Annotated in this window: 14 protein-coding genes; 10 read left to right on the top strand and 4 right to left on the bottom strand. The window is 60.0% G+C overall.

Annotated features, from left to right (window positions below):
* Window positions 1–86: 86 nt before the first annotated feature.
* Entirely contained in the window at window positions 87–1700 is a 1614-nt protein-coding gene (locus IP81_RS17700) for an NAD(P)/FAD-dependent oxidoreductase (RefSeq protein WP_054109321.1), read from the top strand.
* Here IP81_RS17700 and IP81_RS17695 read toward each other — a convergent pair.
* Window positions 1669–2958 carry an APC family permease gene (locus IP81_RS17695; protein WP_054109320.1) on the bottom strand — a complete coding sequence of 430 codons (1290 nt, stop codon included), beginning with the start codon at window positions 2956–2958 and terminating at the stop codon, window positions 1669–1671. The two genes, IP81_RS17700 and IP81_RS17695, sit on opposite strands and share 32 nt — an antisense overlap.
* Window positions 2959–3034: 76 nt before the next feature.
* Here IP81_RS17695 and IP81_RS17690 point away from each other — a divergent pair, with 76 nt between their 5' ends.
* Complete coding sequence (locus IP81_RS17690) at window positions 3035–4645, top strand: sulfotransferase (protein ID WP_231627107.1); 1611 nt, start codon at window positions 3035–3037, stop codon at window positions 4643–4645.
* Between the two features lie 128 nt (window positions 4646–4773).
* The gene (locus tag IP81_RS17685; protein ID WP_054109319.1) at window positions 4774–7329 is read left to right on the top strand and encodes a TonB-dependent receptor; all 2556 of its coding nucleotides are present in this window, start codon (window positions 4774–4776) and stop codon (window positions 7327–7329) included.
* Window positions 7330–7471: 142 nt separating this feature from the next.
* On the opposite strand, the gene IP81_RS17680 is transcribed toward IP81_RS17685, so the two are convergent.
* Together IP81_RS17680 and IP81_RS17675 are read right to left on the bottom strand one after the other, a co-directional pair.
* Complete coding sequence (locus tag IP81_RS17680) at window positions 7472–7903, bottom strand: metalloregulator ArsR/SmtB family transcription factor (protein WP_054109318.1); 432 nt, start codon at window positions 7901–7903, stop codon at window positions 7472–7474.
* Window positions 7900–8529: a peroxiredoxin gene (locus tag IP81_RS17675; RefSeq protein ID WP_054109331.1), complete on the bottom strand. Its 630-nt coding sequence runs from the start codon at window positions 8527–8529 to the stop codon at window positions 7900–7902. Before IP81_RS17675 ends, IP81_RS17680 begins: the two co-directional genes overlap by 4 nt.
* Window positions 8530–8648: 119 nt before the next feature.
* On the opposite strand from IP81_RS17675, the gene IP81_RS17670 reads away from it, so the two are divergent.
* The 7 genes from IP81_RS17670 (at window position 8649) to IP81_RS20605 (ending at window position 14760) form a co-directional block, all read left to right on the top strand.
* The gene (locus IP81_RS17670; protein ID WP_054109330.1) at window positions 8649–9566 is read left to right on the top strand and encodes an MBL fold metallo-hydrolase; all 918 of its coding nucleotides are present in this window, start codon (window positions 8649–8651) and stop codon (window positions 9564–9566) included.
* Window positions 9563–10003: a YeeE/YedE family protein gene (locus IP81_RS17665; RefSeq protein ID WP_054109317.1), complete on the top strand. Its 441-nt coding sequence runs from the start codon at window positions 9563–9565 to the stop codon at window positions 10001–10003. Before IP81_RS17670 ends, IP81_RS17665 begins: the two co-directional genes overlap by 4 nt.
* The gene (locus IP81_RS17660; protein ID WP_054109316.1) at window positions 10003–10419 is read left to right on the top strand and encodes a DUF6691 family protein; all 417 of its coding nucleotides are present in this window, start codon (window positions 10003–10005) and stop codon (window positions 10417–10419) included. The genes IP81_RS17665 and IP81_RS17660 overlap by 1 nt, the downstream gene beginning before the upstream one ends.
* A gap of 1 nt (window position 10420) precedes the next feature.
* A complete protein-coding gene (locus IP81_RS17655) occupies window positions 10421–12193 on the top strand; it encodes a SulP family inorganic anion transporter (RefSeq protein ID WP_054109315.1) in 1773 nt (590 codons plus the stop codon).
* Window positions 12194–12254: 61 nt separating this feature from the next.
* Window positions 12255–13661 (top strand): cytochrome ubiquinol oxidase subunit I, encoded by a 1407-nt coding sequence (locus IP81_RS17650; protein ID WP_054109329.1) that lies wholly within the window; start codon window positions 12255–12257, stop codon window positions 13659–13661.
* Window positions 13658–14656: a cytochrome d ubiquinol oxidase subunit II gene (gene cydB, locus IP81_RS17645; protein ID WP_054109314.1), complete on the top strand. Its 999-nt coding sequence runs from the start codon at window positions 13658–13660 to the stop codon at window positions 14654–14656. The genes IP81_RS17650 and cydB overlap by 4 nt, the downstream gene beginning before the upstream one ends.
* A complete protein-coding gene (locus IP81_RS20605) occupies window positions 14656–14760 on the top strand; it encodes a DUF2474 family protein (RefSeq protein ID WP_157573333.1) in 105 nt (34 codons plus the stop codon). The genes cydB and IP81_RS20605 overlap by 1 nt, the downstream gene beginning before the upstream one ends.
* Before the next feature lie 51 nt (window positions 14761–14811).
* Here the strand turns inward: IP81_RS20605 and IP81_RS17640 are convergent, their stop codons facing one another.
* Complete coding sequence (locus IP81_RS17640) at window positions 14812–15690, bottom strand: MBL fold metallo-hydrolase (RefSeq protein ID WP_054109313.1); 879 nt, start codon at window positions 15688–15690, stop codon at window positions 14812–14814.
* Window positions 15691–15706: the final 16 nt, after the last annotated feature.

Below are 15706 nucleotides of genomic sequence, written 5' to 3'. Positions count from 1 at the left end.
GTCGAGCGAAGTCGAGACACGTTGCGCGCAGTGTCTCGACTTCGCTCGACACGAACGGGATCAAAGACAACTTCGGGAGTTACACCATGTCCAACCGTTACGACGCATTGATCATCGGCGGCGGCCACAATGGCCTTGTTTGCGCGTTCTATCTTGCCAAGGCGGGCATGAAAGTGCGCGTGCTGGAACGTCGTGACATTGTCGGCGGAGCGGCGGTGACCGAGGAGTTCCATCCCGGTTTCCGCAATTCCACCGCCAGCTACACCGTCAGCCTGCTGCGGCCCAAAGTGATCGCAGACATGAAGCTGTACGATTACGGCTATCGCGTGATCGAGCGGACGATCAGCAATTTCTTCCCGTTTGCTGATACTTACCTGAAGCTTGGCGGCGGGGCGGGCCGCACTGAAGCGGAATTTGCGCGGTTCTCGAAGAACGATGCCGAGGCTTACCCCAAGTACGATGCTGCGCTGGAGAAGGTCGCCAATGTGTTGCGCGACATATCGTTGCAGACTCCGCCCAATGTTGGCGGCGGCATTGCTGCGATGAAATCAGCCGCGATGCAGGGCTGGCCGATTGCCAAGCTGGATATCGCCACGCAGCGCGACTTGCTCGACATATTCACCAAGTCTGCGCGCGATTTCCTCGACGGCTGGTTCGAGGACGATCACGTGAAGTCTGCCTTCGCATTCGATGCGGTGGTGGGCAACTATGCCGGTGTTTCGACGCCGGGCAGCGCCTATGTGCTGTTGCATCATGTGTTTGGTGAGGTGAACGGCAAGCTGGGAGCGTGGGGCCATGCGGTGGGCGGCATGGGCGCGATCACGCAGGCGATGGCCAAGGCTTGTGCCGATGTGGGCGTGGAGATCAGCCTTGAAGCGCCGGTTGCCAAAGTGCTGGTCAACAACGGTAAGGCCGCTGGCGTAAAGCTGGAAGGCGGCGAGGAGATTTATGCGCCGATCATTGCGGCCAATGTCGGGCCTGCGCTGCTCTATCGCCAGTTGGTTGATTCCTCGGACCTTGACGAGGACTTCAACCGCCGGATGAAGACTTACAAGACCGGTTCGGGCACGTTCCGCATGAATGTGGCGCTATCCGAATTGCCCGATTTCACCGTGCTGCCGGGCAAGGAACTGGCCGAGCACCACACGGCGGGGATCATCATCGCGCCGGGCATGGATTATATGGATCAGGCCTTTATCGATGCGCAACAGCAGGGCTGGTCGAAGAAGCCCATCGTCGAGATCAAGATCCCGAGCACGGTGGACGACAGCCTTGCACCTCCGGGACAACACGTGGCGAGCCTGTTCTGCCAGCAGTTTGCGAAGGAGCTTCCTGATGGCAAATCATGGGATGATTGTCGCGAGGAAGTGGCCGATCTGATCATTGATACGGTCACCGCGCATGCACCGAATTTCAAGGGCAGCGTCATTGCGCGGCAGATCCATTCGCCGCTTGATCTGGAGCGCAAGTTCGGTCTGATCGGCGGTGACATTTTCCACGGCACGATGGGGCTGGACCAGCTTTGGGCGGCGCGTCCTGTGCTGGGGCATGGCGACTATCGTTCACCGATCAAGGGGCTTTATATGTGCGGTTCGGGAACGCATCCCGGCGGCGGTGTCACGGGTGCGCCCGGCCACAATGCGGCGCATGAGATCATCCGCGACCGGTCTATGTTGTGGAAGCTGCTGCATCGCGCCTGATCAGCAGATAGACCGGCAGGCCCAGCGCGATGAAGCCTGCGCCGTAGGTCAGCGCTTCCAGCCCAAGCCCCCAAGCGGCCCAGCCAATAAACGCCGCCCCGATCAGCGCTGTGCCGACCAGCACGCGCTCGTCGGGGAGCAGGCGCACGGCGGCGAGCATGGCGATGAAGTACGATAGCATCCCTGCGGCAAGGCTGACCGATGCGATGAAGGCAAACAGATCGCCCATGCCGCGACCATAGTTAAGCAGGGTAATCACGCTCAACAGGATGCTGGAGACCACATGCGAGCGGACTGGCGTTCCGCGAGGGCCTTCGGCAGCGAACCAGCGCGGGAAAACGCCGCCGCGCGCCATCGCCCACGGCACTTCGCCTTGCAGCAAAATGAAGCCGTTGAGCGTGCCGAACGCGCTGATCGCGGCAAACACCGCGACGATTTGGCCCATGCCCGAGCCGAAGAACCGGGCGAGAAAATCCGCAACAGGGGCTGGCGAAGCGGCGGCTTGGGCCATCGGCATATAAAGCGCGAAGGCGCCGGAAATGCCCATATAGACAAGGCCGGTGAGAGCCACGCCGATCAGTGTGGCGCGGGGCACCACTTTGCCCGCGTTCTCCACTTTATCTGCCGGGACAGTAGCGGATTCAAGGCCGAGGAAGCCCCAGAAGGTGAGGCCCGCTGCGGTGGCGATAACACCGCCGGAAAGGGCGACTTCGGGCTGGTCAACCGGAGGCACACCGGTTGCGAGCAGCCAGATCGCAAGGCCGATCAGGCCTGCAAGCGGCACGAGTTTGAGCGCCGTTGTAACAACCGAAACGTCACCTGCTGCGCGCACGCCCCGTATATTGACGAGGGTGAGCAGCCAGACGCAGCCGACAGAAACCAGGGCAGGGACTGCCGGAGTCTTGCCGATCCAAGGAAATAGCAGGCTGAGGTTGCTGACCACCGCGATGGCGACCGCACCGTTTCCGGCCCAGAGCATGGTCCAATAGGACCACGCTGTAACAAAGCCAAGGATCGGGCCGAACGCTGTCTGGGCATAGGCATAAGGCCCGCCTGCCATTGGCAGCCGCGCGCCCATGCGCGCAAAGCTGAAGGCAAGGCACAGCGCGCCGCCAAGCGTGACTGCCCAGCCGATCAACTGGTTGTATCCAAGCGGCGCGAGGGTGGCGGGCAGGATATAAATCCCCGATCCGATCATGTTGCCAACGACAAGCGCGAGCGTCATCCAGAAGCCGAGGCCGCGTTTGTGTGAAGGCATTTCCCGTACTCCTGAAACGACGCAGGCCAAGAGTAACGCTTGATCGCTGGCCGTCACCATGTTTGTAGTGCGAACAATGACAAACGTCACAACAGTCCCCCGCCGCGCTGCTGCGCCTGCCTATGATCCGCGCCTTGTGCGTGCAGCCGTTGCGATGAACGAGAACGATTTGCCGGTGGCCGAGCCTTTGCTGCGCGCGCTGCTGAAGGACGATCCGTTCGACGTGCGCGCGATCCGCCTGTTTGCCGAGCTGGCCGGGCGTATCGGGCGTTACGGCGATGCCGAGAACCTGCTGCGCCGGGCGATCGAACTCGCGCCGCAATTCACGCCCGCGCGCGCCAATCTCGCGCTCGTACTCTATCGCACCAATCGTGCGCCCGAAGCGCTGGAGGAATTGGCCAAAGTTACCGCAGACGATCCAGACAATGCCGGGCACGCCAATCTACAGGCCGCTGCCTATGGCCGTCTGGGCGAATTCGATGATGCGCTAACGCTTTACGAGCAGGTGCTGAAACAGACACCGAACCAGCCGCGTGTGTGGATGAGTTATGGCCATATGCTCAAGACTGTAGGGCGGCAGGCTGATGGTATCGCGGCCTATCGCAAGGCCATCGAACTGCTGCCGGTATTGGGGGAGGCATGGTGGAGCCTTGCCAATCTCAAGACAGTAAAGTTTTCAGACAGCGACATTGCGGCGATGAAGGCCGTGCTGGAACGCGACGATCTGACGCCCGAAGACCGCTGGCACGTGGATTTCTCTCTGGGCAAAGCGTTCGAGGACTGGGGCGAGGCAGAAGCAGCATTCGGACACTATTCTGCCGGAAATGAACTGCGCCGTCGCCGGATGCCCTATAAGGCGGATGATACAACCGCGGGCGTGAATGCTGCGATTGCAACATTCACGCCCGCCTTGCTGGCCGGACTTGCCGGACAAGGCTGCCAAGCGCCGGACCCGATCTTCGTGATCGGGATGCCCCGTGCGGGATCGACCCTTGTCGAGCAGATCCTCGCCAGCCATTCGCAGGTCGAGGGCACCAGCGAGCTTTCGGACATCGGCTTTCTGGCGCGCAGCATGGAACGCTATCCCGAGGGCATTGCAGCATTGCCGGAAGGCGAATTGCGCCAGCTTGGCGAAGCCTATCTTTCGCGCACGCGGGTGCAGCGCCACACATCGCGCCCGCTGTTTATCGACAAGATGCCGAACAACTGGCTGCACGTGCCTTTCATCAGGCTGATTTTGCCCAATGCCAAGATCGTTGATGCGCGGCGGCATCCGCTGGCGTGTTGTTTTTCCAACTTCAAGCAGCACTTCGCGAGGGGGCAGGGTTTCAGCTATTCGCTCGATGATATGGGCCGCTATTACCGCGATTATGTGCGGGCCATGGCGCATTATGATCGGGTTCTGCCGGGCGCTGTTCACCGCGTGATTTACGAACGGATGGTGGACGATACCGAAGCTGAAGTACGGGCTTTGCTGCAACATTGCGGCCTGCCTTTCGAAGAAGCCTGCCTTGCCTTCCACAAAACCGAACGGGCCGTGCGCACAGCGAGTTCGGAGCAGGTCCGCCGTCCGATCTTCCGCGAAGGCACCGGGGCGTGGAAGCCGTTCGAACCATGGCTTGATCCGCTCAAGATTGTGCTGGGCGATGTGCTGGATTGCTATCCCGAGGCACCGGCAAATTTCTGAACCGACATCGTTGTAAATTGGCAACTCTGCCGACTTAACCAACGTTTTTTGCGCCATGTAGCTTGACGATCTGTCTTGCTGCGTAGCAACAATGTGACGCAAAAAAGAAATATGAGAGGTCGTGTTGCATGCTTCGCAATTCCAATACCAAGCGCAATGGCCGATTTGTGCGGCTTTTGCTTCTCGCAGGCACGGCAATCAGTATGCCCGCGATGGCGCAAGAGGCGCAAACCGAAGCGGCCGATTCCGATCCCAACGTGATCATCGTGACCGCACAAAAGCGCAGCGAAAACCTTCAGAACGTGCCAATTTCGATCCAGGCATTGGGCACGCAGAAGCTAGACCAACTGGGCGTTGCCAGTTTCAGCGATTACGCGCAGCAATTGCCCTCGGTAACATTCCAGGCGCTGGGCGGCACACCGGGAACCAATGTGGTCTACATGCGCGGCGTTGCATCGGGCGGCGATGGTAACCACTCGGGCGCGCTGCCTTCGGTCGGCGTCTACCTTGATGAGCAGCCGGTCACGACAATTGGCGGCAACCTTGATGTCCATGTCTATGACATCGCGCGCATCGAAAGCCTTTCCGGCCCGCAGGGCACGCTTTACGGTGCCTCCTCCGAAGCGGGTACGATCCGCATCATCACCAACAAGCCCGATACCGGCAGCTTCTATGGCAGCGTCGATGGCGAGGTGAACACCGTCAACAAGGGCGGGCAGGGCTATAAACTTGAAGGCATGATCAACGCGCCGATCTCGCCTTCGGCTGCGCTGCGCATCGTCGGCTGGTATCAGCGCGACGCTGGCTTTATTGATAACGTAGCCGGGACACGCACCTTTTGCGGCACGGCGACACGCGATGCCGAAGACAACATCGACGGCTGTATCCGCGACGGGATCAGTGTGAACAATGCTGCGTTCGTCAAGAAGGACTACAACTACACCGATATCTACGGCGGACGGGCAGCGCTCAAGGTTGATCTTGACGAAAACTGGACGGTCACGCCGCAGTTCATGATTCAGGAAACCAAGAGCCACGGTTCTTACGGGTTTGATCCTTCGGTCGGCGATCTACAGGTCCAGCGCTTCTTCCCCGAGTTCCGCAACGACAAGTTCTGGCAGGCAGCGCTGACCATCGAAGGCAAGGTCGGCAATTGGGATGTTACTTATGCCGGTGCCTATCTTGACCGCAAAACCTTCCAGTCGAGTGATTACACCGACTACTCGGAAGCCTACGATTCCCTGTATGAATCGTCCGGTGGGCTCTCCAACTATTTCTATTATCAGGATTCTTTGGGGAACACGATTGATCCCCGGCAAAAGGTGCTCGGTAGCGACCACTTCAAGAAGCTCAGCCAGGAAGTGCGCATCGCTTCGCCAGCGTCAGAGCCGTTGCGCTTTGTCGGTGGTCTGTTCTACCAATACCAGTCGAACATCATCAACCAGGATTACCAGATCGCAAATCTCGGGCCACTGGTTTCGGTGAACGGTCGGCCTGGCACGCTCTGGCTGACGCAGCAAAAGCGCATTGACCGCGACTACGCCGCATTCGGCGAGTTCAGTCTCGATGTTTCGCCAACCGTGACGCTGACAGCGGGCGGGCGCGTTTTCCATTACGATAACACGCTGGTTGGCTTCTTCGGTTTCGGCCGCAATCCGGCATTCATCCAAGGCGCGGACGACAATCCTGCGCCGAACGCTGCGGGTTCCTCGCGCACTGGCGTTGCAGCTTGCTTCACGCAATCGGGCGTGCGCCTGCGTGAGGCCCAACTGGCCGGGCAGGCCAACACCACACTGCTCCCGCCAGAAGTCGCAGGCGGTCCTTGCACCAACCTTGGCGAGTTCACCGCTGATGGTGTTAAACCGGTCAAGGCATCGGGCACTGGCGGCACCTATCGCTTCAACGCTACGTGGAAGCCGAACAGTGACATCCTGACATACGCTACGGTTTCGCGCGGGTTCCGTCCCGGCGGGATCAACCGTCGCGGTGATTTCGGTGCTTATGAGCCCGATTACCTCACCAACTACGAGGTCGGTTTCAAGACGACGCTGGCCAATGGAATGCTTCGCCTGAATGGTGCGGTGTACCAGCAGGACTGGAAGAACTTCCAGTTTGCCTATCTTGGCCCCAACAGCTTCACGATCATCACCAATGGCCCGAACGCACGCATCCGGGGCTTTGATCTCGATGCATCGATTTCGCTCGACAGGCTTAGCCTGAACGTGTCGGGCGCCTATACCGATGCCAAGATCAGGAATAACCTGTGTGCGGCGGTTGATCCGACGTTCGCTTGTTCGGGCGCCGACAACAGCATCACCGCGCCTGCGGGAACCCGCCTGCCGATTACGCCGCAATGGAAGATGAGCGGCACGGCGCGCTACACGGTGCCGATGGGCGCAGCCAAGTTCTATGGTCAGCTTAACGCAACGTATCAAAGCGCTGCCAGCTCTGATCTGCGCGTGAACTTTGCCGCTGCGCAGGGCCGCCTTGAAGGCTTCGGGCAAGTAAACCTTGCGCTTGGTGCGGAATGGTCGACCTTCTCGATTGAAGCCTTCTTGCGCAACCTTACGGATGAACGCGGCCAGCTTTCGCGCTTTGTCCAGTGTGGGGCCTGCACGCAGCGGCCATATATTGTGCCTACAACACCGCGTATGATTGGCCTTCGCGCAGGCGCGAAGTTCTGATGGACTGGTGATGAAGGGGTGGGCTGGGAGCGGATCAAATCTGCCCCGGCTCACCCTTTTGGGCCAGATAAACACTGCGCCGTTTGTTTTCGGGGCGCACCCTGCAACGGGCAGGCTTATGGGTCTTGGTAAAAGCGATAAGTCACAGGACTTTGGCGAAAGCCGCAATGCCCGCGACTGACTTTCCGGGCGATACAGACGGCAGAGGTGCAGGCGGGACGGGCTTCAGTTCGGCCCCACCAATGTTCGCTTCCCCAAAGATTGCTTCCCCAAAGATTGCTTCCCCAAAGATTGCTTCCATGGTCTGGACGCAAATGGTCACGCCATCATTGGCCAGGCTGTACCAGACTTGCTTTGCCTCCTTGCGGGTGTTGACCAATTCTGCGCGGCGCAATTCGGCAAGCTGCTGGCTGAGCGCAGGCTGGGTGATGGCGGTGATCTCGCCAATCTCGGCCACGGTGCGTTCGCCCCGCAAAAGGCAGCTTAGGATCATAAGGCGTTGCGGTTGGGCATAGACGCGCAGCTTTTCGGCAATTTCGGTGGCAAGCGCGCGGCTTTCGAAGATCGCGGTCATTTCAGTTCGCGGCAGAACCAGTCTGCGCCTTCTGCTACATCATCGCTGCCACCGGGCGGCGGGGCGAGCAGGGGTGCGCCGGGTTGCCAGCCTTCGGGGGCAAAGCCTTTGCCATCTTCAACAGCTTTGAGCGCAGTGATCAATCGCAGCATTTCACTTGCTGAACGCCCGACATTGGGGGGGTAACAGGTGACGGCGCGAACAATGCCCGCAGGATCAATAAAGTAGGCCGATCGCATGGCCATCGCATCGGTGCTGGCAGCATCGATCATGCCATAAGCATGGCCGATCACCATGCTGGGATCTTCGATGATCGGAAAATCGACGGTCACGCCAAACTGCTGCTCAATCGCGCGCACCCATGCCAGATGGGCGTAAAGGCTATCGACCGAGAGGCCAAGCAGCGCGCAATCGAGCGCAGCAAACTCTGCCTTCAACCGCGCAAGGCCAACGAATTCGGTGGTGCAAACCGGCGTGAAGTCTGCCGGATGCGAAAAGAAGATCAGCCAACGCCCGCGATAGGATGAAAGGGTCACGTCCCCCTTGGTTGAGCGCGCAGCGAAATCTGGCGCGACGTCTCCGATGCGGATCGTGCGTGCGACGGTGGCGATTAGGGTTTCAGTCATAAGTCCTTCCGTGTCGGCAGCGACAGCCATGCCCATGAGGAGCGTTTGACACAACTTTGTTATTTGATTACACAGTTTATGTAAATATGATTTATCTGGAGAATTCCGTGGCCGATTCGCTGCTCGATATCGCCCTGAACAAGGCCAACGCGCAGGTCTCTGCTGCACAAGCGGGCGTGCCAATCATCAAGGCGTTCTTTGATCAGTCGACTTTCACGGTCACTTACGTGGTTCACGATCCCGAGAGCCGACGCGCTGCGATTATCGACAGCGTGCTGGACTATGATCCAGCTTCGGGTCGCACCTCCTCCTCTTCGGCAGACGCGGTGATCGCTTATGTTGAAGAGAAGGAGCTTGGCGTTGATTGGCTGCTCGAAACGCATGCTCATGCCGATCACTTGTCGGCAGCGCCCTATCTCCAGCAAAAGCTCGGCGGCAAAATCGCGATTGGCGAGCATATCGTCACGGTGCAGAATGTGTTCGGCAAGCTGTTCAATGCTGGTGGCGATTTCCGGCGCGATGGTTCGGACTTCGACCAATTGTGGAAGGATGGTGACCAGTTTGCCATCGGAAACCTCAGCGTGACGGTGCTGCATGTGCCCGGACACACGCCTGCCTGCATCGCCTATGTCATTGGTGATGCGGTGTATGTGGGCGATACCATGTTCATGCCCGATTACGGCACCGCCCGCGCCGATTTTCCCGGCGGCGATGCGCGCACGCTCTATCGCTCGGCGCGGCGTTTGCTCTCTTTGCCGCCGGAAACGCGGCTGTTCATGTGCCACGATTATCTGCCTTCCGGGCGCACGGAATATGTCTGGGAAACCACGGTAGAGGCCGAACGCAAAGCCAATATCCATATCCATGACGGCCAGACCGAGGATGATTTTGTGGCGATGCGCGAGGCGCGCGATGCCAAGCTGGACATGCCGCGCCTGATCCTGCCTTCGGTGCAAGTGAATATGCGCGCAGGGCACATGCCTGCGGCTGAGGAGAATGGCGTGACGTATCTCAAGATTCCGGTGAACGCGGTATGATTGCGACGTTTCCCCATGCTGTGCCGGTGCAGGGCTTTACCGGTGGCCTGCTGATCGGATTGGCGGCGGCAATCATGCTGCTGGGCCTTGGCCGGATTGCCGGGGTGAGCGGCCTTGCCGCGCGCGCAACCGGCATTACCGACGCCGGAGCGCCGCGTGATGTGGCCATCGCTTTCGTGCTGGGGCTGCCGCTTGGCGCACTGGTGATCGCGCTTGTAACCGGGGGGATCGAAACCCGTTTCCCGCCGACGGTTTGGCCTTTGATTATCGGCGGTTTGCTGGTCGGCTTTGGCACGCGGCTGGGTTCGGGATGCACCAGCGGACACGGCGTCTGCGGCCTTTCGCGGCTTTCACGCCGTTCGATGGTGGCCACCGCGATGTTCATGGGCAGCGGCTTTGTTACCGTCGGACTGCTGCGGGCAGGGGGTATCTTGTAATGCGCAGTATTGTAGCTCTTGCATCGGGCGTGCTGTTCGGTGCCGGTCTAGCATGGTCGGGCATGGCTGATCCGATGCGCGTGCAGGCATTCCTTGATCTGTTCGGCAACTGGGACCCGACACTGGCCTTCGTCATGGGCGGAGCGATCATCCCGATGGCCGTTGCCTGGATTATCAAGGGCAAGCTTTCCACCCCGCTGGCCGCGCCCGCGTTCGAACTGCCCGGCACCACCAAGCTGGACCGCCCGCTGGCGATTGGCGCGATCCTGTTCGGCATGGGCTGGGGCATCGCAGGCCTTTGCCCCGGACCCGCGCTGGCGGATCTGGCCATCGCGCCAATGGCGGTGCTGCCCTTCGTGATCGCAATGTTCGCTGGGATGTTGGTGCAGCGCATTTTCCCTTTCAACAAACTTTGAGATGAAGGCTATCGCGCGCTATCTGCCGATCTTTGAATGGGGCCGCACGTATAACAGCACGGTCCTGACCAACGATCTGGTCGCCGCCTTGATCGTCACGATCATGTTGATCCCGCAAAGTCTGGCTTATGCGATGCTGGCGGGGTTACCGCCCGAGATCGGGCTTTACGCCTCGATCCTGCCGATCATGGCCTATGCACTGTTCGGCACCAGCCGCACTTTGGCGGTTGGCCCGGTTGCGGTGATCTCGCTAATGACGCTGACGGCGGCCAGCAGCATCGCACCGCCGGGGAGCCCGCAATTCATTGCCGCAACGCTGATCCTTGCGCTGCTATCGGGCCTGATGCTGATTGCGATGGGTGTGCTGCGGCTGGGCTTTCTGGCCAACCTGCTAACGCATCCGGTTGTTTCGGGGTTCATCACCGCCAGCGGGATCATCATTGCGACCAGCCAGTTGAAATCCCTGCTGGGCGTTCCCGCCAAGGGCGAGGCGCTGCCCGAATTGGTAACGACGCTGATCGCCAATATCGGTGCCACCAATCTCCCGACTCTGGTCATCGGCGTGACGGCAACCGCCTTCCTGTTCTGGGTGCGCAAAGGCTTGAAGCCCCTGTTGGTGCGGATGGGACTAAAAGCACGGCTGGCGGATCTGGTGGCAAAAGCGGGGCCGATTGTTGCGGTTGCGGCATCGACCATCGCGGTGATCGCGTTTGATCTTGAGGCCAGGGGCGTCAAAGTGGTGGGCGCCATTCCGCAAAGCCTGCCGCCGTTCAGCGTGCCATTGTTCGATGCCGGTTTGTGGCAGCGACTGGCAGTGCCCGCCTTGCTCTTGTCGATCATCGGCTTTGTGGAGAGCGTTTCGGTCGCGCAGACATTGGCCGCCAAAAAGCGCCAGCGCGTGGTGCCCGACCAGGAGCTGATCGGCCTTGGCGCGGCCAATGTCGCGGCCAGCTTTACTGGCGGCTATCCCGTGACCGGCGGCTTTGCCCGCTCGGTCGTCAATTTCGATGCAGGCGCGGAAACGCCCGCCGCCGGGGCCTTTACCGCTATCGGCATCCTGATCGCGGCGCTGTTTCTCACGCCACTGCTCGCCTCGTTGCCGATTGCCACGTTGGCCGCCACGATCATCGTCGCGGTGCTCAGTCTGGTGGATTTCAAAACACCGCAAGCCGTCTGGCGCTATTCCAAGGCGGACTTTGCCGCGATGCTGGCGACGATTGCGGTAACCCTGCTGGTGGGCGTTGAGCCGGGTGTGATCGCGGGCGTTGCGCTGAGCCTTGCCTTGTTCCTGTGGCGCTCATCGCGTCCGCATGCGGCCATCGTCGGGCGGGTGCCGGAAACCGAACACTTCCGCAATGTGAAGCGGCACAAAGTCTTCACCGACCCGCGCATCCTGACGATCCGGATCGACGAAAGCCTGACTTACCTTAACGCCCGCTGGCTGGAAGAGTTCGTGCTCGAAGAAGTGGCCGCGCAGCCTGCGCTGAGGCATCTGATCCTGATGTGTTCGGCGGTCAACGCGATTGATGCATCGGCGCTGGAAAGCATCGAGGCGATCAATCACCGGTTGTCGGATGGCGGCATCATGCTGCACTTGTCCGAAGTGAAGGGGCCGGTGATGGACGCGCTGGAACGCTCGCACTTGCTGCACGACCTGACGGGCCGCGTGTACCTTTCCCAAAACGCTGCGTTCGATGCGGTAATTGCATTTGCCGATGCCGACGAAGAAGCCCAGGCCCCCGCTGACCTTTGGCTCGCCAGAGGGCTGATCTGACGACGAAGCTGGATTAAAATTCTATAGTAGCAGCGGTTTATGCTGCCCAATGAGGCTGAACATGATCGAGCAAGAATGGGCCATAGTGCTGGCGCGGGCGCAGTTTGCGTTTACCGTCAGTTTCCATTTCCTGTTTCCCGCTTTTACCATCGGGCTGGCGAGTTTTCTGGCTGTGCTCGAAGGGCTGTGGCTGAAAACCGATGAAGGCGTTTACGCCAATCTCTACCGCTATTGGCTGAAGATCTTTGCCGTCGTGTTCGCCATGGGCGTCGTCTCGGGCATTGTCATGTCCTACCAGTTCGGCACCAACTGGTCGGTCTTTTCGGACAAGGCGGGTCCAGTGATCGGGCCGCTGATGGCCTATGAAGTGCTGACTGCGTTCTTCCTTGAGGCCGGTTTTCTGGGCGTCATGCTGTTTGGCATGAACAAGGTGGGGCGCAAGTTGCATTTCGTGGCGACGCTGGCCGTGGCGGTGGGCACGTTCATTTCCGCGTTCTGGATCTTGTCGGTCAACAGCTGGATGCAGACGCCGGTTGGCTATGAAATTGCGGCCAATGGCCAGTTCATGCCCGGCGATAGCTGGTTGACGATCATCTTCAATCCCAGCTTCCCTTATCGGCTGATCCACACCCTGCTGGCCGCTTACCTGACAACCGCCTTTATCGTGTGCGCTGTCGGCGGCTGGCACTTGCTGCGCGACAAGGCCAATCTTGGCGCGCGCAAGATGTTTTCGATGGCGATGTGGATGGCCACGATTGTCGCTCCGCTGCAAATCCTTGCAGGCGATTTCCACGGGCTCAACACGCTGGAGCACCAGCCTGCCAAAGTCATGGCGATGGAAGGGCATTATCAAAGCCATCCCGAAGGCGCGCCGCTGATCCTGTTTGGCATTCCCAACAGCGCAAAAGGCAGCGTCGATTATGCGATTGAAATTCCCAAGGCATCATCGCTGATCCTCAAGCATGATCTTGATGCGCCGATGAAGGGATTGGATACGGTTGCCAAGGCCGACCAGCCTCCGGTGGGTATCGTGTTCTGGGCGTTCCGGATCATGGTGGGGATCGGCTTTGCGATGCTGGGCATCGGTCTGTGGAGCCTTATCGCGCGCTGGCGCAAGCGGCTGTTCGATTGGTCGCTGCTACACAGGTTTGCAGTTGTGATGGGGCCATCCGGCCTGATCGCGGTGCTGGCAGGTTGGGCGGTGACCGAAGTGGGCCGCCAGCCATTCACCATTTACGGTGTGCTGCGCACGGTCGACAGCGCATCGCCGCTGGATGCACCTGCGGTGGCGGCCTCGTTGCTGGCGTTCATCGTGGTTTATTTCAGCGTGTTCGGCATGGGCATCTGGTACTTGCTGCGCCTGATGAAGAAGCCACCCGAAGCGCATGAACCACTGTTGAGCGATGCACCAATCCGCTCTGCTGGTCTGACGCCTGCACCGGCAGTTCTGGAAGGAGATCCGGCATGATTGATCTTACCGTGATCTGGGCGGGCATCATCGGCTTTGCCATTGTGGCCTATGTGGTGATGGACGGGTTCGATCTGGGCATCGGCATCCTGTTTCCCTTGTTCAAAGTGGGCAAGGACCGCGATACCGCGATGAACAGCATTGCGCCGGTTTGGGATGGTAATGAAACCTGGCTGGTGATGGGCGTTGGCGGCTTGCTGGCGGCGTTCCCGCTGGCCTATGCGATCATCCTGCCCGCGCTTTATGCCCCGATGATCGCTATGCTACTGGGGCTGGTGTTTCGCGGTGTGGCGTTCGAATTCCGCTGGCGTGATCCGGCGCACCGTGCGCTGTGGGACCGGGCCTTCACCGCCGGATCGGTGATTGCCACCTTTGCGCAAGGCATTGCGCTGGGGGCCTTGCTGCAAGGGATTACGGTTGAAGGGCGCAGCTATGCCGGCGGCTGGTGGGAATGGCTATCGCCGTTCAGCGTGCTGACCGGATTTGGTTTGCTGGTAGGCTACGCACTGCTAGGCGCGTGCTGGCTCAACTGGAAGACCGAAGAGGGATTGCAGCGGCAAGCGGTGACATATGCAGGCAGGCTCGGCATCGCCTTGCTGGCGATGATCGGCGCGATCAGTCTGGCGACGCTGACGCTGGAGGCGGAATATGCGCAGCGCTGGTTAAGCTTCCCCGGCATTGTCGCCACCGCGCAAGTGCCGCTGGCCACTATGCTCGTTACGTTCCTGTTTTACCGCAGCTTGCGGTTGAAGAAGGATGCGCAACCGTTCTTCTGGGCGCTGGCGCTGTTCGGTCTGTGTCTGGTCGGGCTTGGCGTTTCGATCTGGCCCGATGTGATCCCGGCGCGGGTGACGATCTGGGAGGCGGCAGCACCGCACCGCAGCCAGGTGTTCATGCTGGTGGGCGCATCGATCATGGTGCCGATCATCCTGGCCTATACCGCATGGTCATACTGGGTATTCCGCGGCAAAGTCGGCCACGACGGGTATCATTGATGCGCGATAGCCTGAAAAAACTGGCGTGGTTCGTTGGCATCTGGGCATTGAGCGTGATTGCCATCCTGATTGTGGGCTATGCGATCCGTATGGTGATCGCCTGATCTGCGGCGCAGTGGCAAAGTCCTGCGCCGCAGATTGAACGCAATTCGCGCTTATTCGTCCCACGGCGGAATTTCGCCTGCGCCGACCTGGCTGGAAATGCCGAGCAGGAAGCCGCCATAGACTTCGGTAGCGTTGGGGTATTTTTCGGCCATGATGGCGGCGAGTTCCTTCGAGGTTTTCGAACGGCTGCGCGCATCGACGAAAGCTTTGATATAGCCGCGCGTCCACGCAATGCTCATGCTATCATCGGGCAGGCCGGGGCGGGTGTGGCCTGCAACAATCCGCACGGGGTTCATGGCGTCTAGGCTGTCGAGGACTTTGAGCCACGCGTCGTGGTGCGCAGGGCCATGTTCGCCGAGCCAGACGTAAACGCCGTTGTAGAGGACATCTCCGGCGATCAGTGTGCGCGTTTCGGCATCCCACACAACGGTGGAATGGACATGATCGCCCTGCATCGGGCCGAGCACTTGCAGTTTGTGCCCTTCAAGATCGACACTGTCACCGACCATCGCCACCGGCTGCACCGGGCGCTTTGGGGCGTTGATGCCCAATTGCCCGCTCCAGCGCTTGAACTTGATCGGGATCGACTTTTCCATGTCCTTGGCGGCAACCGGGTGGGCCACCACTTTGGCATCGGGGAAGGCATCTTGCAGCACGTCCAGCCCGAAGAAGTGATCGGGGTGATCGTGGGTGATGATGATGGTTTTCAGCACCTTGCCGCTATCGAGAATGTCGGCCACCACGCGCAGTGCATCGGATCGCGCGAAAGGCACATCGACCAGCACGGCATCCTTCTCGCCCGTCACCAGAGTAACATTGGCGACCATGCTGACCGGGCTGGTGGCGATGATCTTGTAATCGAGCGGTTTGGCCTGCGCCGCGCTGATGGACAGCGCGGAAGCAGAGATCAGGGTGAGAATTCTGCGCATTATGGCGTCTCCTCTG

The sequence above is a fragment of the Novosphingobium sp. AAP83 genome (genome assembly GCF_001295795.1).
Lineage (GTDB): Bacteria > Pseudomonadota > Alphaproteobacteria > Sphingomonadales > Sphingomonadaceae > Novosphingobium.
Note: the sequence above shows the minus strand (reverse complement) of the source record. Positions and strands in the feature narration are given on the sequence as shown.